Genomic DNA, 19,475 nt, shown 5'->3' on the forward strand with positions numbered 1-19,475 from the left:
ATGCGTATCCTTGCCATTCGCGGCCAGAACCTTGCCAGTCTGGCGGGCGCCTTCGCCATCGACTTCACCGAGGAACCGCTCGCCGGATCGGGCATCTTCGCCATCACCGGGCCGACCGGGGCGGGCAAGTCGACCCTGCTCGATGCGGTGTGCCTGGCGCTGTTCAACGACATTCCCCGGCTCAAGGCCGCGCCGTCGGGCGGCAAGATCGGCGAGGCGGAGGACACAGGCCTGTCGCTGCGCGATACCCGCGCAATCCTGCGCCACGGCACGGGCGAAGGCTTTGCCGAGGTGGACTTCGCCATGCCCGGCGGCGCGACCTACCGCGCGCGCTGGTCGGTCAAGCGCGCACGCGGCAAGGCCGATGGCAAGCTGCAGAACCACGACCACTCCTTCGAGCGGCTCGACACCGGCGAACGGATCGGCGGCACCCGCACCGAAACCCTGGCGGCGATCCGCGCGGTCATCGGCCTTTCGGCCGAGCAGTTCGGCCGGGCGGTGCTGCTTGCCCAGGGCGATTTCGAAGCCTTCATCCGCGCCGATGCCAACGAACGGGCGATCCTGCTCGAACGGCTGACCGGCTCGGAAATCTACACCGCGCTGGGCCAGCGCGCCTTCGAGAAGGCCCGCACGCTTGAAGCCGGGCTGGACTTGCTCCGCGCCCGGATCGCCGACCAGCACGGCCTCGACGATGACCAGCGCGCCGAGGCCGAACAGGCCCTGGCCCAGGCCCAGGCCGCCGAAGCCCAGGCCCGCGCCGATCACGAAGCGCTCAAGCAGGCCCGCGCCCACGAACTGGCCGGCGCGCAGCTCGCGCAGCAGGTCGCCAGTGCCCGCCAGGCGCTGGCCGCCAGCGAAGCCGCGGCAAGCGAGGCCGCCCCCCGCCGGGCCGCCCTGGCGCTGGATCGCCGCGCCCTCGCCCTGGCCCCGGCCTGGACCGCGCTGGCCGAAGCCGAGGCAAAGCGCGCAGCCACCGCGCGCGATGCCGCCGAGGCCGCCGCCGCCCTGGCCCGGGCCGAGGCCGAGGAAGCGCAGGCCCAGGCCGCGCAAACCGCCGCCACCGCCCGGCGCGAGGCCGCCGAAGCTGAGGCCCGCGCCCTCGCCCCGGCGCTGGACCAAGCCCGCGCGCTCGACGTGCGCCTGGCCGAAGCCGCCCGCGCGGTGGCCCAGGCCCGGGCCGAAGCCGCGACCGGGCAGCAGCGGCTGGCCACCGCCGAAGCCGCCCAGGCCAAAACCCGGGCCGCCCATGCCGAGGCCGAAGCGGCCGAGGCGGCGGAGCGGGACTGGCTGGCGGGCCACGCCGCCCTTGCCCCGCTTGCCCAGCGCGAGGACGAACTGGCGAGCCAACTGGCCGACCATGCCGCCCGCGCCGCCGCCGTGGCCCACGGCGAGGGGCTGCGCGGCGAACAGGAGCAGGCCCAGCGCCAGGCCCTGGCCCGCTGGACCACGGCGGAAGCCACCCTGCGCGAGGCGGGCGAGGCCCATGAGGCGGCGCAACAGGCCCTGGCCGAGGCCGAACAGGCGCTGCCCCCGCCAGACGCCCTCGCCAACCTCGCCGACGCGCGCGACCGGCTGACCCGGATCGACGGCCTGCTAGCTGCCCAGGCCCAGACCGAAGCCGCGCTGCTCGGTGCCGAGCAAACCCTGTCGCGCACCCGTGAGCGGCTGGACGGCGACCAGGCGCGCCGCACCGCGCTAAGCTCGCGCCAGGCCACCCTGGCCGCCACTCTGCCGGCGCTGGCGGCCAGGGTGGCCGAGGCCCGCCGCGACCTGGCCCTGCTGCGCGCCGCCGCGACCGATGCGGCCGAAGCCCTGCGCGCCGAACTGGCGCCGGGCCAGCCCTGCCCGGTCTGCGGCTCCGCCGAACACCAGCTTGATCGTTTCGAGGGCAAGCTGGGCGAACACCTGCGCCGGCGGGAAGAAGCCGCCCAGGCGCTGGAAGCTGATCACGCCGCGCAGGACCGCGAGGCGATTGCCGCGGAGGCCGAGGTCAAGGCGCTCGACGAGGCCGCCGTCCATCTGGGCCGCGAGCGCGCCGAACAGGGCCGGCAGCTGGACCTGGCTGCACAGCGGCGCGAAGCCGCCCGCGCCGACCTGTTCGCCGCTGCCCGCGCCCTTGCCCTGCCCGACAGCGCCGCAGCCCTGCCCGACGCCCTGCCCGAAGCCGTATCGGCCCGCCGCGCGGAGGTGGAGGAAAGCCTGGCGGCGCTCACCACCGCGCGGGCCACGGCCGATGCCCGGCGCCAGGCCGAACACCAGGCCCGCGCCGCGCTCGACACCGCGCGCGAAGCCCATGCCGCCGCGCGCGAGGCTCTCGACAGCCGCACCCGCGCGCTGACCGAACTGGACAACGACCTGAAGGCGGATCGCGCCGAGGCCGGGCGCCTGGCCGCCGCGCTCGACCGCTGGCTGGCCCCGGCCGGCGCCTGGCGCGCCCAGGCGGATCCCTCCGCCTGGCTGGCTGCCCTCGGCGGCGAATGGCGCGCCCGCGACCGCGAGTGCCAGCGCCTGACCGCCGCCCTGCCCGCCCTGCGCGATGCCTGGACCCGGGCCGAAACCGAGCTTGGCGCCTGCCGCACCCGCGCCGAGGAACTGGCCGCAGCCCTGTGCCGCGCGGGCCAGGCCCATGCCGCCCTGGCGCAGGACCGCGCCGCCCTGCTGGAGGGCGAGGCGGTCGCGGCGGTCGAACAGCGCCTGGCCGCCGCCCGCAACGAGGCGGAAGCGGCGCACCGGGCGGCGGCGGCGGCGCGCGAAGCCGCCTCCCACGCCCGGGTGGGCAGCGCCGCCCGCCACGACAGCGCCAGCGCGGCCACGGCTGCGGCACAGGCCGACCACGCCGGCCGCGCCCACGCCTTCGCCGCCGCCCTCGCCGAGGCCGGGCTTGACGCCGATGCGGTCGCCCGCGTTGCCCGGGCCGGGGCCGAAGCCCTGGAGGCCGAGGGCGAAGCTCTCGCCGCGCTGGATCGGGCACTGGCCACGGGCCGCGCCGTCCTGCGCGAACGCGAAGCCGATCTCGCCCGGCATGGCGCGGGCGAAGCCCCGGCGCTGGCCGGCCCCGCGCTCGCCGCCGCTCTGGCCGAGGCCGAGCAGGCCAGCGCCGCCGCCGCCGATCGCCGCGCCGAGGCCGAGATTGTCCTGCGCCAGGACGATGCCTCGCGCGGACGCACCGCCCTGCTGCGCGCCGAGCTGGACAGCGCGACCGCGAAGGCCGCGATCTGGCTGCGCCTTGGCGACCTGATCGGCGACCGAACCGGCGCCACCTTCCGCCGCTTCGCGCAAGGCCTGACCCTCGACCGCCTGCTCGAACACGCCAACGCCCGCCTGTGCGAGCTGAAGCCCCGCTTCACCCTCGAACGCGCGCCCGGCGGCGATATGCTGATCCAGGTGCTCGACAACGACATGGGCGGCGAAGTGCGCGGCCTGCACAACCTTTCGGGCGGCGAGCGCTTCCTTGTCAGCCTGGCCCTGGCGCTGGGGCTGGCGGAAATGTCCACTGCCAGCGGGGTGAAGATCGAAAGCCTGTTCATCGACGAAGGCTTCGGCGCGCTCGACCCGGCCAGCCTCGGCCAGGCCGTGGCCCTGCTCGAACACCTCCACGCCACCGGCCGCCGCGTGGGCGTGATCAGCCACGTGGAAGAGCTGAAGGAACGCATCCCGGTGAAGATCGAGGTGACCCCCACCGGCAAGGGCACCAGCCGGGTGGAGGTGGTGGGCGGCTGAGCCGGCCGGCCTACCCCTCCCCCGCCAGCCCGCGCATCACCGCGACCATGGCGAGGGTATCGAGCGCGCAATAGGCCTTGAGCTGTTCGGCCAGCGCCCAGCGCCGGTCGGCAGCGCAGGCCGGGTCGGCGGCTTCGAGCCAGGCCTCCTGGGCACTGCCGCCGTCCTTGACCTCCAACCCCTCGTAACCCAGCGCCGAAAGCGTTGGGAGGACCGCCTTGATCGACCAGGAGCCGCGCTGGTCGCGGTGATACCAGTGCTCGCGCGCCACCGGCAGCAGATCGACCGTGCGGGCCTCCATGGCCAGCAGCGGCCGGGCAAGATCGGGCAGGTCTCGGGCAAGCTCGCGCAGCACGCGCTTCTCGAAGGCGGCATTGTAGGCGACGATCGTGGCCTCGGGCGGGATCGCGGCGATCAGCGCCTCGGCGCAAGGCCGGCGCGGATCGCTGCCATCGACGCTAAGGAATTCGTGGTGGGCCATGGCCCCGCCGGCGCCTTCCAGGTGGAGCGAGAACTGGAACGGCACCTGTTGGTATGGCCGGGTGCCCAGCCAGCGCGGCACGGCCGGGTTGATCGTCTCGAAATCGAGGAAGGCGAGCGGACGCGCCCAACCGGCCATCGCGGCGCGCGCACCCATGGCATCGTGAAACGGCCGGTCATCGCGCGTGGCGGCCAGCACCCGGGCGTGTTTGGGCGAAAGCTGCGCCTCATCAAGCGCGAGCAGGTCGGCCACGCCTTGCGCCGCCCATTTCTTCCCGCCTCCGTTTGGCAGGATCGTCACCGGCCAGTCCGGCCCGACCGGCGCCGCGCGGCTGCACCAGGCGGCAAATTCGCAGGCAAACGGGCTGGCGCAATGGTCGCCCATCTCGCGCACCGGCTCTTCGCCCGCCAGCACCGCACGCGCCGCCGCGACGACCTTGGGCCGGTTCTGCGCCAGGACGCTGGCCTCGTCCAGCAGGTCGGCATCGGCGAACAGTCCCGCATAGTCGCCTTCGCGCGCCAGCACGAAGCCGGTATCGATATGGCGAATGGCGGCGGAAGTCAGGCTGACCCCGGCCTCGCGCAGTACCCAGACCTGAGTGGCAAGGTCGCCCAGGTGATAGTCCTTCGGCCCGGTCGAACTCTTCACTTCGGCGAGCCGCCAGCCATTGCGCCCCTCCCGCTCGAGGATGTCGGCGCGCACCAGCACCCCATCGTGCTGGAAAGTCGCCTCGAACAGCGGGCCGGGGTGGCGTTCGGCGATCAGCCAGGCGGTTTCGGCGAGGGCTGCATCCAGCCCGCCCTCCGGCTCGATCATCACCCCGCCGGGGTGGAGCGCACAGGCCAGGGCGCCAACATCGTGCCCGGTGGCGAACCGCGCCTCGGCGCCGGAATCCTGCCGGGCCAGGTCAGGCCGGTGCACCATCAACCAGAGCCGGCGGGGGCATTGCTCGAAGGCGGTGATGCGGGACTTGGACAGGCCCGGGCGGCTGGGGGAAGGCTTGGTCATGCGGCCTTGTCCGCCACGCCTGCGACAATTCCGGTCATCGCGCCCCGCCTACCGCAACCGCCCGCCGCCGCCGTTCCGCGAACAGCGCGCATACCCGCTGGTACGGACGGCGGGACTCGAACCCGCACGGGCTATGCCCAAGGGATTTTGAGGCCATGCTCGCGGGGCTGCCTCCCTGCCAGATCGCGCTGACGCACCGGGCGATCCGTCCTGCTTGCGGCAGCTTCGTTCCGGTCTCGGCCAGGTCCAATTATCCCATTGATAAACTGAAAACTAATCTTCCGCCGGCATTGGGTGCCTTGACGGCGAAGCAGAAATGTTGCCCGAACCAGATGAGCACAAAAACCGGTGTCGCAAAATATATGTCCGTTTCTGTCGCAGGTCGGCAGGATCATGCGCCAGGCGATTCTCGGGGGGTGTTGAAGTGCGGAAGTTCAAGGGGCGGGCGACCGGCGCAATCGCAGGGGCGCGGTTGTGAGCGAGCGCATGGGGAAGCTGGACCGGGCCATTGCCCTGATCCACCTGCTGTCCGAAACGGCCGAAGGGCTTACCCTGGAGGAAATGGCCTCTGCCCTCGGCGTGAACCGGCGCACGGTCGAGCGGCTGCGAAACGTCATTGCACTGCACTTCGACCTTGATGAGCTGCCGGACGGCCGGTCCAAGCGCTTCCGGATCAACGAAAGCCTGCGGCGGGTCTATTCCCGGCCGACCGCCGAGGAGATCGCCGCCCTCCAGGCCGAGGTCGAAGCCCGGCAGCGGGAAAGCGCCCCGCAGGCCCAGACGCTGGCCGCACTGATGCACAAGGTGCGCGGCTCGCTCGACCACCGCGAACGCACCCGGCTAGATCCTGATCTCGCGGCCCTGGCCCGGCTTCAGCGTGCGCGGGTGATCGCCGGGCCGGAAGTGGTGGCCGATCCGGAAGTGCTGGCGGCGGTTCAGACCGCGATCATCGTGGGATTGGGTATCGAGTTCGACTACCTGGCAGAGGGCGCCTCCGAGGCCAAATGGCGCCGCGTGGTGCCCTATGGCCTTGTCCATGGCCCCATCACCTACCTCGTCGGCAAGATGCCCAAGTCCGACAGGGACCCGGTCTTCTACCGCCTTGACCGAATGACCAATGCCCGCCCTACCAACGAGCCTTACGAGGTGCCCGACGATTGGGACCTCGACGCCTGGCTGGCCCAGAGTTTCGGCATCTGGCGCGAGGATGACCATGACATCGTCCTGCGTGTCCTGCCCAGCGCCGTGCAGAAAGCGAAAGCCTGGCGTTTCCACCCGGCGCAGCAGGTCGAGGAAGACGGCCAGGACCTCATCGTCCGCTTCCGCTCCGGCGGCCTGCGCGAAATCGCCGAACACCTGTTCACCTGGGGCGGCGACGTGCGGATCGAGGGGCCGGAGGAACTGCGCAAGGTGATGCAGGAACGGGTCGCGCTGGCCTGGGCATCGGTGTGACCATGCCTCTGGCGAATTGACTTCGAAAGGATACGAATGACGGATTACGGCAACGCCTGCAGCGGCTTCGACGATGTACAGATGGCGGAACTGATTGGAATCGCCACGACCTACCGCGAAGCCGGCGGTCTGGTGGTGAAGATCTCGAACCTGCTGGGCAACAAGGTTGAGGATGTTCTCGCGAAGGTGCCCGAGGGCATGCGGCACGTTATCGACGATGCCTCTGACCTGGCCTTGCGCGGAGCCTACCTGGCTGCATCCGCGACGCAGGCGGACGAAGCTTCCGACACCTATCTGAACCGCGCCCTGAATTATTTCCGTGGCGAGCGCTGGCACAAAGTGGCGAGCGGCGTCTCGGGCGCAATTGGCGGCGCCGGCGGTCTGGCCACCACGGCCGCAGACCTTGCCGCGACCACGACCCTGATCATGCGCTCGATCCAGCAGATCGCGGCCGGCTACGGTGAGGACATCGCGACCGAGGAGGTGCGCCTGCAATGCCTCGCCGTGTTCGGCTTTGGCGGTCCGCTGACCGAAGATGACGACGTCGAGACCGGGCTCTACGGCGTGCGCATTGCCCTCGCTACTGGACGGACCCTGGAAGCGGCGCTCAAACTGATCGTTCCGCGCTTCGGGATGATGGTCAGTGAAAAGGTGCTGGCCCAGGCCGCGCCCATCCTTGGCGCGGTGGCGGGCGCGACGATCAACCCGATCTTCACGGCCTACTACCAGGACATGGCGCATGTGCATTTCCGCCTGCGCCGGCTCGAAGGTCAGCATGATCCCGAGCAGGTGCGCGCCTGCTTCGAACGCATCGTCCGTTCGCAGCGGGAAGCCAACGCCAAGCGCAAGCGGGGGCGCTAGCATGACCCACCTCACAGACCGCTTCGAACAGGCCCTCGCCTGGGCCAACGCGCTCCACCGCGACCAGCGGCGCAAGGGCACCGCGATCCCCTATGTCGCCCACCTGCTCGGTGTCGCCGCCATCGCCCTCGAGATCGGGGCCGACGAAGACCAGGCCATCGCTGCCCTCCTGCACGATGCGGTCGAGGACCAGGGCGGACTTCCGACACTCGAGGAAACGGCATCCGGACCTTCTGCCGTTCATCGATCTGACCGAGTTTTCCGATCCGCAAGCCCCGGAGCAAATGAGAGCCTTGACCCTGCGGCGCATACCGGGAGCGGGGCCGGAATTGCTCTCGGGAGACCTGATGTTTCCCTTGCCGCCGATTGCGGCATGAACCTCCTCTGGGCCTCCACCTTCACCGATGCCCTGACCAAGCTCACCCAGGCCGAGGCCGGGGCAGCGACGCAGGCGGCCTTGCGGCTGGCGGGCGATCCGAAGGGCAACGGGCTTTCGCTCCACCGGGTGGAAAGCGCGCCGGGGTTCTGGACCGCGCGGGTCAGCCGCGATGTGCGGCTGGTGCTCCACAAGGCGGGTGAGCGCACGCTGTTCGCCTATGTCGGCCACCACGACGAGGCCTATCGCTGGGCCGAGCGGCGGCGGCTGATCCAGCATGAGCGGACCGGGTCGATGCAGTTCGTCGAGGTGGATGATTTCGGCGGTCTCGACGACGAATTCGGGCTGGTGCGGCCGACTTGCCGGGGGATGGAGCAACCTCCGCCGGGGGAAACTCCGCTGCTGGGGGCGGACCTGCCGGACGAGCCCTTTGCCGAGCTTTCGGACGACCGGTTGCTTGATGTCGGCGTGCCGCGCGACTGGCTGGAGCGGGTGCGCGCCGCGGCCTCGACCGAGGTGGATGAACTGTTCGGCCATCTGCCTGCCGAGGCAGCCGAGGCCCTGCTCGATTTCGCCACCGGGGGCCGGTTGGAGGACCATGTGGCGCCGCGGGCCGAGCCGGGGGCCGATCCCTTCGCCCACCCGGATTCGCAGCGCCGCTTCCGGGTGCTGGACAACCTGGAGGAACTGCGCGCGGCGCTGGCCCAGCCGTTCGAGAAGTGGGCCGTGTTCCTGCATCCCGCCCAGCGCGTGCTGGCCGAGCGGGCGTGGACCGGGCCGGCGCGGGTGACCGGTTCGGCCGGAACCGGCAAGACCATCGTGGCGCTGCACCGCGCGGTCCACATCGCGCGCGCAGATCCGTCGGCGCGGGTGTTGCTGACGACCTTTTCCAAGCCGCTCGCCACGGCGCTGGTCGCCAAGCGCGATGTGTTGACCGAGGCCGAGCCGGCCTTGCGCGAACGGATCGTGGTGCGCCCGCTCGACCAGGCGGCGGGGGAGCTGTTTGCCGCCGTGTTCGGTCAGCCGAACCGGGCGACCGAATCGCAGGTGCGCGCCGCCATCGCCGATGCGCGCGAGGCAGGGCTGGGGGGCGCTCTGGCCCCAGGGTTCCTGTTCGAGGAATGGGACGAGGTGGTCGACGCCTGGAACGTGGCCGATGGCGAGGCCTATGCCGCCGTGCCGCGGATCGGGCGCAAGACCAGGCTCGGCCCGGCCCAGCGCGAGGCCGCGTGGAGCGTGTTCGCCTTCGTGCGCGAAAGGCTGAAGGCGCGCGGGCTGGTCACCTGGGCGCAGCTTTACGCGCGGTTGGCGGAATGGCTGGCCGGGGGCGCGGCGCTGCCGTTCAGCCACGTAGTGGTGGACGAGGCGCAGGACCTTTCGGTGGCGCAGGTGCGCTTCCTGGCCGCAGTGGGCAGGGGGCGGGCCGACGCGTTGTTCCTGGCCGGCGACATCGGCCAGCGCATCTTCCACCTGCCGTTCAGCTGGGCGCGCCTGGGCTTCGACATCCGCGGGCGCAGCCATGGCCTGAAGGTGAACTACCGCACCTCGCACCAGATCCGCGCCGCCGCCGACCGGCTGCTGCCGCCGGCCCTGACGGACCTCGACGGGATCGAGGAAGGCCGGCGGGGCACAATCTCGATATTTGACGGACCCGATCCGCGGGTCCTGCTCGCGCAGGATGAGGCCGAAGAGGCCGAGCGCGTGGCCGCCTTCTTGCGCGAATGCCTGGCGCAAGGCGTGGCCCCGCGCGAAATCGCCGTGCTGGTGCGCGGCGAGGGGCAGCTCGCCCGCGCCCGCGCGGCGGTAAAGGCCGCCGGCCTCGATCCGCGGGCCGAGGATGGCGTGACGATAGCCGGGATGCACGGCGCCAAGGGCCTGGAATTCCGCGCCGTGGCCGTGATGGCCTGCGACGAGGAGGTCCTGCCCGATCCGGAACGCCTCGCTGCCGTTGGCGATGTGGCCGACCTGGAAGCGGCCTACGAAACGGAGCGGCACCTGCTTTACGTGGCCTGCACCAGGGCGCGGGACCGGCTGCTGGTGAGCGGGGTGGGGCCGGGGAGCGAGTTTCTGGAGGACCTGGCAATCGCCTCATACTGAATGCGACCACTTCTGTCGTACTTCTGCTGCCATACCAGTTGGTTACGGCAAGTAAATATCTGTATAAATCGTCGCGTTTACGGTTAATTGAGTCTTCGTGCCGACAACTGGTCACCGGCATTGGGGGGCGTGTGGACGAGGAGAAACGGGCATGGTTCCTGCGCGTCGACGAGGCGCGCAGCCTGGCGGAACTCGACCGGATCGAGGCCGAGGTGCGCCTGCCGAAGCAGCCATGGGGCGGTGCGGTCTGCATCAAGATTGCCCATCGCCGGAGCGAGCTGCGGCCGAAGGCTCAACCGCCGGCAGGGGCGCCTTTCGCCGCCCGCTTCGGCTTGCCGGCTCCGGACGGGCGCTGGCTCCATCGCTACCGGCTGGCCGATGAAGCCTTCGAGCGGCTTGGGCAGGATCTGAAGGGCCAAGGTTATGCCGGGTTGGGGCGCGGGCATGGGCCTGGCCTGTTCGTCCTGTGGGCATCGGAATGGCACCGCCGCCAATATCGCGGCGGCGGCCTGACCTGGGCGGCGCTTGTGGCGCCGCTGGGGCTGTTGGTAGACTACGACCGACTGCACGATCTGACTAGCAAGGGCCTCAAGCAGTGGCAGCGCAAGGTGATTGCCCTGTCCAGCCAGCAGTATCTGGCGACGCTGGCCCGCGAGGGCGGGTTTCCCGCCGCGGCGGTCGAGGATGGCAGCAGGGGTTGGGCGGGCCTGGTCCTGGCCGGGATCGTTGGCCCGCTGATGGGCAATCCCGCGGCCAGCGAGGACGAGGCGCTGGCCCTGGCCCATGCGGCCGAGGCGAAATTGCCAAAGACCTTTCGCGATCCTGATTTCCTCCAGCTCTGCGCGGACCTGGCGCTCGCCATCGTGGTCCTGCGGCGCGAGACTGAACCGCTGGCGCTGGCCGCTGGCCTGCCGCTGGTGGTGTGGCTGGGGCTCAATCGGCCGAACTGGCGCGAGGTGCTGCCGCTGACGACCGGCGACCGGGTGGCCGATGCGCTGGTGGACAGCCTGTTGGCCGTCACCGCGATCACCGGCACGGCCATTGGCGTCGAGCGCTTGCTGTGGCGCGACGGCGGGGGCTGGCGCGAGGCCGTGCGCCTGGTGCTGGACGGCACGGTTGATGGGGCGACCATGGGGGGTGTTGAACCGTCCGAAGGCCGCCTGCGCGCCTATGCCACAGGCCCGGCCGCCCGGTATCTGGTTGGCGAACTCGGCATGTTCGAGCCGCCGGTCGAGAACGAGCCCCACTGGACGGCCCGTTCGACCCGGGCAGCAAGGCAAATCCGTCCCTTGCCTTTTGCAGTGGCCGTCGAGATTGATCTGCGCGCCGGCGAGCGGACGGTGCGCCGCGCTGTGCTGGCGGGCGGCAAGCCGCGGCGGGGCCGGTTGCTTGTGGCCTTGGCGGACGATAATTCCGACGAATCGCCATCGGTGCTGCGGATCGCCGGCTCCGGCTCGGGGGATTACAAGGCGCAGGCCGTGTTCGTGCACCTGCCGGACGACTGGTCGGTGCAGGCGACCGGCGCGGAAGATGTGGCCTTGCTGGGCGCGGGCGTCGGTGCCTGCCGGATTTGGCGGGTGCAAGGCGGGGCGACTATCATCGACCCCACCGGCGATCTCTACCGAATACGCTGCGGCCAAGCGTCTGACCAGACCAACCGGCTCGACCTGATCGGCAACATCGCGCCCTGGGCGGAAGCATCCGGCAATGTCGATCTCTACTGCGGGGCGCCGCAGGTTGCGCCGGTGCGTTCTGGCGAACTGGTGCGCCGCCGGATCGGCGAGCGGACCTGGCACCCGGCGCGGATGCCGCTGCCACCGGGTCACTACGAACTGGGCTGGCGTGACGGCAAGGTGATGCTTGACCGGCGCCGGATCGCGGTCCTGCCGGCCGAAGCGGAGGTGAGCCAATCGGGCATGGGCGATGCCGTCCGCTTCGAGTTGTCGGGGCTGGGTCCGGTCACGCTTACGCCCGCGCCGCAGGCGCCCGTCAGCGTGGCGGAGCGCGGCGGGGAATGGCGTGCCCGGCCGGTTGCCGCCCAGGTCCACCGTTTCGAGGCCACCCTGGCCTGGCCGCAGGATCCGCCGCTCGAGGTGTCCATCGCCTTTCCCGCGCCTGCCGCCATCGCCCGGTGGGACGGCACGGTATTGCCCGGCAACAGCCGGTTCACGCTGAACGATCTGCGCGATCTGGTCGCGGTTGATCGCGGCCGGATGGAGCTGGTGGCGGAACTGCGCGACGGCGGTAATGGCCGCGCCGAGATGGCGTGGCAGTTTGATCGCGAACTGCCGCTGGGCGCTATCGCCAACGACATTTCCAGCCTGCTGATGACCGCCACGATTGACGCGAGCGTGCGCCTGGGCATGCACGACGGGATCGAGACCTATTGGCATGTTACCCCCTTCGCGGTCAGCCTCCAGCGCGAAGGCGGCGGCCTTGTCGCCAGCCAGGCGATCGTGGCCGAGGGCGTGGAGCTGTGCGGGCGGTGCTTCAGCGACCCGGCGGCCGAACTCGTGGTCGGTCCCTATTCGCTGCTGACCGAGCGCAACCACCGCCCGGCGGAACTGCCCGGCAATTTGCGCGGGACCTGGATATTTTACCTGCGCGAGGGCGAGACCGTGCTGTCGCGGCCATTGTTCGTGCCAGGGGAGAACAATGGTGAGCAGAATGGTTCGGCGCTGGCGCGGGCCATGGCGCTCCCGCCTGGCAAGGTGCTGGACGCGGCGCTGCACGAGGTGCTTGGCGCCGCCTGCGGGCCGGGCGAGGATGCAGACGGGACCATCGCCGAACTGATCGCGCTGGTTGTCTCGCTGCGCGGCCTGCCGCCGGCGACCTTCGCGGTGCTCAAACTCTTGCCCGAACATCCCGGCGTGCTGGCGCGCATGGCCTTCCGCGCGCTTCCGGCGGAGCGCGAGGCGGTCATGGCTCTGCCCGACATGCTGCCCTTAGCCTGGTGCACGATCCCGCAGGACTGCTGGGCCGAGGCTGGCGATGCGACCGGCCTGCGGATGATGGCGATCATGGCGCACCTCGACGATGCGCCGCGCCTGGCGCTGACGACGGTCGAGACCACGCTGCGCGCCCTGGTCGAGCGCCAGCCCCTGCTGGAAGCGGTGCTGCTGCCCGGCGAAGCACCGGACCTGGTCGCAGCGGTGCAGCGCTTCCTGAACCGGGGGGCGCTGGACCGGGTGCAGGGACCATCAGATGGTCGCTATCGCCGGGCCTTGCCCGGACTGCTGCCGGACTATTTCGAGCGCTTCAACCAGTCGGTCCTCGACACGCTGGACGCGCCCTGCGCCGCCGCCCTGGCCGCTGCCGGAAAATGGCGCCCCGGCCCGGCCGAAATCCGCCACATCAAGACCGTGGCGCGCACCTTTCCCACCTGGTTTGCCGAGGCCTTCGCGGCCTGGCTCAAGGAGCATCGCTGAATATGGCCGAAGCCGATCCCATGCGCCCCGTCACCGGCCCGCTGCGGACCATGGAGCTTGTGCGTGAGCGGGCGGTCGAGGCGGTGCTCGGCCAGTCCGGCCTCAACCATCCGGGCCTGACCGCGGAAATCCGCCGCCGCTTCGGCTCCGTCGACGTGGGCGAGGGGGCGCTGGTCCGTGAGCCGGTGATTGAAGGCGCGGCGCCATTCGTCAGCAGCGGGCGGACCTTTGCCGACTGCGCCGGACATCCGCTGCACCCGGACGTGATCCGCGCGATCTCGGACGACCGGGCGGGGGACTACCGCTTTCCGCCAGACGCCCAGCCCTATCGCCACCAACTTGAGGCATGGGAACATTTGACCGCGCCCGACCGGCGTTCGGTGCTGGTGTCGAGCGGCACTGGTTCGGGCAAGACCGAATGTTTCCTGATGCCGCTGCTCCACGACCTGGCCACCGAAGCGCAGGCCGCCGGCCGGCTGAGCGGGGTGCGGGCGCTGGCGCTCTATCCGCTGAACGCGCTGATCGCGAGCCAGGAGGAGCGCCTGCGAGCCTGGACTGCGCCGTTCGGGGGCAAGGTGCGGTTCGGCCTCTACAACGGCCTGACGCCCGATCTGCTCCAGGCGCAGAACCGCCCGGGACCCGAGCAGGTCGGCGACCGCGCGACCTTGCGCCGCGATCCGCCGCCGATCCTCGTCACGAACGTGACCATGCTCGAATACATGCTGGTCCGGCGAATCGACCGACCGTTGATCGAGAACAGCCGAGGCCAGCTGCGGTGGATCATCCTCGACGAGGCCCACGGCTACATCGGCTCCGCCGCCGCCGAGATCGCGCTGCTGCTGCGGCGCGTGCTGCTGACCTTCGGTGTCACGCCCGAGGATGTCCGCTTCGTGGCGACTTCGGCCACGATTGGTGGCGAGGGCGCCGATGTCACCGACGAACTGCGCGCCTTCCTGCGCGACATTTCCGGGACCTCGCCAGAGCGGGTGCGAGTCGTGATCGGCGAGCGGGAGAAAGTGCTGTTGCCGTCCCCGGCCGCGGGACCGGCGCTTGCCGCCGCCGATTTGGTCGTGCGAGATGCGGTTGCCGCCAGCCCGGCGGTGCAGGCTTTCGTGCGCGAGGCCGAAGCTGGCCCGGTGCCGCTGGCGCGGGCCGCCGCGCTGCTGCAGCCGACCGGTCAACCGCTGGAGGACGTGGTGGAGGCGGTGGCCGACAACCGCGACCGGCAACGCGGTCCGCTGCTGCCCCTGCGTATCCACGGCTTCCTGCGTGCGATCCCGGGGCTGTGGAGCTGCATCAATCCCGATTGCTCGCAGGCGCCGCCAGATTGGCCGTTCGGCGCGGTGGCGGTCGAACGGGTTGAGACTTGCCCCCATTGCGCCAGCCCGGTGCTGGAGATCAAGGCCTGCCGTGAGTGCGGCGAGCCCTACCTTGAGGCGGAAGAACGCGGTGGCCGGTTGCAGCCCAAATACACCGCCCCGACCATTGATGAATTTGCGGTCCTGCGTGAGCGCGAGCTTGCCGACGAGGAGGACAAGGGCGACGAACCCGAGACTGACAACGCCGCCACTGCCGACGATTACGAGGCCATCCCGCTGATCGTGGCAACCCGCGCGCTCGCGGGCCATCGCATCGCCCACGTCGAGCCGCTGACCGGCGCCAGGCATGACCAGGCCAGAGAGGGCACCCTGCCCTACTGGGTGCACAGCCCCGATGATTGCGGGGGCTGCCGCGCCGTCACCGGCACCGCCGGTCAGGTCTTGCGCCCATTTCGCTACGGAGCGCCATTCCTGATCGGCAATGCGGCGCCGGTGCTGCTGGAGGGCGTGCCCCGCCGCGACCTTGATGGGACCACGGCGCTACGTCCTCCGGCCGAAGGCAGGCAGTTGCTGTCCTTCACCGACAGTCGGCAAGGAACTGCGCGATTCGCCGCCAATCTACAGACGGCGTCCGAGCGGGGCTTCGTCCGAGGCTATGTCTACCACGCAGTGCAAGGCAGCATGGCCGCGATGGACGAGGACGATCCCGAGACGGCCAGCAAGCGCAAGACGATCGCTGACCTCGAGCCGATTCCGGCTGCCGCCGAGACGGTGGCGCGGCTAAAAGTCGAACTGGCCGCGCAGCTGGAGTCATTGCTCGCAGGCACGCCCTGGCCCCTATTGCGCGATGAGCTGGCCAGAACCGACGAAGTGCGCAAGTGGATGCGTGAGGTCTGGCAATATCGTGACGACCGTTATCGCGCCGATGCGGGCCAGTTCGCGGAGTTTCTTCTGCTGCGCGAATTTGCGCGCCGGCCACGCCGCGCCAACACGGCCGAAACGATGGGTCTCGCCCGGCTCCGGTTTGATGCCATTGACCGCGCCACCGATGTCCCGCAGCCCTTGCGGGATAGAGGGAGATTGGTGGCCGACTGGCAAGGGCTGCTCTATTCGATGGTCGACATGGTCCTGCGAGCCAACCTCGTGGTGCGGGCCAACGACAACGATCTGCACTGGATCACCCGGCGCGGTTGGCGCAAGGAAGTCGTGCCATTCGGTGAAAAGGCGATTGTCGGCAAGGAAATCGCCTTCCCGATGGCGGGCGGCGCGGCGGCATCCAACACGGTCCTTGTCATCGAGCGCGCGCTCGGCCTCGACCGGACCGAGGGCCGCGACCGCTTCGAAATCAACGAAGTGCTCGAAAGGGCCTGGGTGGCCCTGCAACCGGTGATCTACACACCGGGGCAGCCCGGCTATGCGCTGGATTTCGCCAAGGCCCGGATAGCGCCGGTGACCGAGGCCTGGCTCTGCCCGGTCACGCGTCGGGTGCTCCCCGCGACCGCGCTCGGATTGACGCAATATGGTCATCGCGAGCGGCTGGCCACGGCGGAACGGGCACCAAGCCCGCTGCAATTCCCGCAACTGCCTGTTGCGTTTGCTCGGGGAAACCAGGTCGAGCAGGTCCGCGCCTGGCTTGCCAATGACCCGCAGGTGCGCGACCTGCGCGAACGCGGCGTGTGGTCTGACCTGCATGATCGCGCTGCCCTCGGCTCCCCCTACCTGCGCGCGGCCGAACATTCCGCCCAGCAGCCGCCAGCCCGGCTGCGTCGCTTCGAGACGGCGTTCAAGGCAGGCGAGATCAACATCCTCAACTGTTCCACCACGATGGAGATGGGCGTCGATATCGGCTCGGTCTCGGCGGTGATGATGACCAACGTACCGCCTTCGCTGGCCAATTACCGCCAGAGGGTCGGCCGTGCGGGCCGGCGGCGGCAGGGCTTCGCCTCGTCGCTGACCTATACCCGCGACGTACCGCTCGACCGCGAGACCTTCGCCGATCCGGCCGGCTATCTCGCGCGCCAGACCCGTGCTCCGCGCGTCCGGCTCGACAGCCGCCGCATTGTCCAGCGCCATGTCAACGCCCTGCTGCTGGCGCGGTGGTTTGCCATGGCGGGCGGCGAGGCGCTGAAGTCCACGGCGGGCGGGTTTTTCGGCTGCGGCGAAGGCGTCGGCGCGGCGCGGCCCACGCCCGTGCCGGCCGAGGCTTGCCTCGCCTGGCTGGCCGCTCCCAGCACTGAAACCGACCTGGGGGGCGAAGTCGCGCGCCTGGTCGCGGGCACCGTGCTCGCTGGTGACCGCCGCCTGTTTGACGAAGCCCGCAATGCATTGGACGAGGCCGGGCGCGCGCTGGTCAACGAATGGGAGGCGATGCAGGCCCAGGCGGCAGGGGCATCTCCGGAAGGGCGCAAGAGCATCGAATACCAGTTGCAGCGCATGGTCCGCGAGAACCTGCTCAAGGAACTGGCGGTGCGCGGCGTCCTGCCCAATCACGGACTTCCGACAGGCGTTGTCCCCTTCGTCCACCGGTCCAGCACCGCACCGGGCGATGATCCGGATCGCGACGATGCCAGCGCCCGCCGCCGCAGCCACCCTTCGCGCACGCTCGATATCGCCATCCGTGACTATGCGCCCGGCGCCGAGGTCGTGGTCGATGGGCTGGTCTATCGCTCGGCGGGCGTGCCCCTCAACTGGCAGCGCCCGGCCGAGGATGGGGAGGCGCGCGAAATTCAGAACATGAAGCTGTTCTGGACCTGTCCGGCCTGCGGCGCCGCCGACTGCGCCCATGTTGCGCCCGAGCGCTGCCCGGCCTGCCATGCCGAGGTTCCGTTCGAGGCCCAGCGGCGGTTCCTCGAACCGGCCGGCTTCACCGTCGACATGGGCGAGAAACCCCATGCGGACACCGACGAGGTGACCTATGTGGAGCCCGAATCCGAACAGATCGTTGCGCGCGGCGCAGCGTGGCAGCCGCTGGCGGACCCGGCGCAGGGGCGGATGCGGGCGAGCAGCGAAGGGCTGGTCTTCTACTCGTCGCGCGGTCCAGGCCACGCCGGCTACCATGTCTGCCTCGAATGCGGCCGGGCCGAATCGGCCGGATCGCGCGGTCCGGGCGAGCGACCACTGAGGGATCACCTGCCTTTGCGCGGAACCCGCCGCAATGCTGCCGGCCTGTGCCCTGGCAACGACAAGACCTTCAAGGTCACCAATCCCATCGCGCTCGGCCACGAGGCGATGACCGACGTCGCCGAGCTCCAGCCCGTGGGTCTGGAGAGCGAAGGGGCGGCTTGGGCGGCCATCGCCGCGCTGCGCGAGGCGCTGTCGCGGCGGCTCGGCATCGAGCCGGGCGAACTCGGCATGGCGGTGCGGCCGGCCCGGACCGCGCTTGGCCAGCGTACCCATTCGCTGTTCCTGTTCGACCGCGCCTCCGGCGGCGCCGGCTTCGCTCCGCAGGCGCTTGCGGCCTTCGGCGATATCCTCAAGGAAGCGCGGCGCATTCTCGATTGCCGGCAGCCGGGCTGCATCCACGGCTGCTCCGCCTGCGTGCTGACCGCCGATCTGCAGCGGCAGCAGGATAAGGTGGACCGCATAGCGGCGCTGTCCTGGGCCAATGCTGCCTTGGAGGCATTGGGCGAAGTCTCCGAGGCCGACCGCGCAGCGCCGGGCTGCGTGTTCAGCCGCTCGGTCGCCGACGAACTGGTGGCCGCGGCCGGGCAAGGCGTGAAGGAAGCCGTAGTCTGGGCAGGCCCGGCAAGCGACGTCGCGGCCCTGGCCGCTGGCGTCCTGGCCCGCTTGGGCCGGGCCCTGGCCGACCGCGGCGCGCGGTTGCGGCTCGTGGTCGATCCAGCCTGGCTTGACGGGCTCGACCCGGCAGCAAGGCTGGCCCTGCGCGATGCCGCCCGGACCCTGCCCTGCGACCTGCGCAAAGGCGCGGCGCCGGTGTTCGGCAACGGCGCGGTCGCCATCGCGGCGGCAGGCGGAAACGAGACCCAGTTCTGGGCCTCGCGCGATCCGGCCGCCACCGCGCCGGGCGAAACCTGGGGGCAGGGAGGCGCCGCGCCGGCCGTGCGCTTCGCGGGCGGGAAAATGCCGCTCACCACCGGGATCGATCCGGACAGCCTGCTGCCGGCCTCGGGCACGCGCCATATCGAACTGTCCGACCAGCTCGACGGCCCGCTGGCCAGCTTCGGCGAACGCTTCGCGGCCCTGCTGGCATCCGCGATCCGCGCGGCGGGCGGCATGGGGCCCTTGGTCCGTGCAAGCTACAACGACCGCTACCTGCAGTCGCCGCTGGTGGTTCGCCTGATGGCCGATGCACTAGGCGGCCTGCGCAAGGCGCTGGGGGCCGAAACCGAGCCGCTACCGGTCACCGTGGTCACCAACCGGCTGAAGCCCAACGAGCGCCAACCCTATCGGCCCGACCACGACTGGCAATGGGAAGAGGACCGCGACGCAGTACTGCTTGCGCTGCTGGAGCAGCGCGGCTGCGCACCGGAACTGCGCGACACCGGCGCCAATCACGGCCGCACCCTGACGCTCCACTTCGCTGGAGGCAGCGCGGCTCGGGTGATCCTCGACCAGGGCTTCGGCCCCTGGCGAACCCCCGACTTCGCCAGGTTCGCGTTCGGGGTGGAAGCGTCTGCTCAGGCGCGGGCCTTGGATATGTTCAACGCGATGATTGTCATACGCGGTCAAAGCTATGTCGTGGTCACGAAATAATTCTTCTTCTATGCGGGTTC

7 protein-coding genes are annotated in these 19,475 nt (G+C 70.5%); 6 read left to right on the forward strand and 1 reads right to left on the reverse strand.

Annotated features, from left to right (window positions below):
• Nucleotides 1-3,720, forward strand: coding sequence for an AAA family ATPase (locus tag ACFOD9_RS12090; RefSeq protein ID WP_379510368.1), 3,720 nt, complete (start codon nucleotides 1-3; stop codon nucleotides 3,718-3,720).
• 10 nt (nucleotides 3,721-3,730) lie between these two features.
• Here ACFOD9_RS12090 and ACFOD9_RS12095 read toward each other — a convergent pair whose 3' ends face one another.
• The gene (locus tag ACFOD9_RS12095) at nucleotides 3,731-5,209 is read right to left on the reverse strand and encodes a DUF2779 domain-containing protein (protein ID WP_379510369.1); all 1,479 of its coding nucleotides are present in this window, start codon (nucleotides 5,207-5,209) and stop codon (nucleotides 3,731-3,733) included.
• A gap of 474 nt (nucleotides 5,210-5,683) precedes the next feature.
• Here ACFOD9_RS12095 and ACFOD9_RS12100 point away from each other — a divergent pair, with 474 nt between their 5' ends.
• The 5 genes from ACFOD9_RS12100 to ACFOD9_RS12120 all read left to right on the forward strand — a co-directional run bounded on the left by ACFOD9_RS12100 (nucleotide 5,684) and on the right by ACFOD9_RS12120 (nucleotide 19,455).
• Nucleotides 5,684-6,661: a helix-turn-helix transcriptional regulator gene (locus ACFOD9_RS12100; RefSeq protein ID WP_379510370.1), complete on the forward strand. Its 978-nt coding sequence runs from the start codon at nucleotides 5,684-5,686 to the stop codon at nucleotides 6,659-6,661.
• 36 nt (nucleotides 6,662-6,697) lie between these two features.
• Nucleotides 6,698-7,522, forward strand: a complete 825-nt coding sequence (locus ACFOD9_RS12105; RefSeq protein WP_379510371.1) for an EcsC family protein — start codon at nucleotides 6,698-6,700, stop codon at nucleotides 7,520-7,522.
• Between the two features lies 1 nt (nucleotide 7,523).
• The gene (locus ACFOD9_RS12110; protein WP_379510372.1) at nucleotides 7,524-9,995 is read left to right on the forward strand and encodes a 3'-5' exonuclease; all 2,472 of its coding nucleotides are present in this window, start codon (nucleotides 7,524-7,526) and stop codon (nucleotides 9,993-9,995) included.
• A 131-nt stretch (nucleotides 9,996-10,126) separates the two neighbouring features.
• Nucleotides 10,127-13,423 (forward strand): STY4851/ECs_5259 family protein, encoded by a 3,297-nt coding sequence (locus ACFOD9_RS12115; RefSeq protein WP_379510373.1) that lies wholly within the window; start codon nucleotides 10,127-10,129, stop codon nucleotides 13,421-13,423.
• A gap of 50 nt (nucleotides 13,424-13,473) precedes the next feature.
• On the forward strand, nucleotides 13,474-19,455 hold the full coding sequence (locus tag ACFOD9_RS12120) for a DEAD/DEAH box helicase (protein ID WP_379510565.1): 5,982 nt from the start codon (nucleotides 13,474-13,476) through the stop codon (nucleotides 19,453-19,455).
• Nucleotides 19,456-19,475: the final 20 nt, after the last annotated feature.

The organism is Novosphingobium bradum (assembly GCF_042646485.1).
In the GTDB taxonomy this organism is placed as follows: Bacteria; Pseudomonadota; Alphaproteobacteria; order Sphingomonadales; family Sphingomonadaceae; genus Novosphingobium; species Novosphingobium bradum.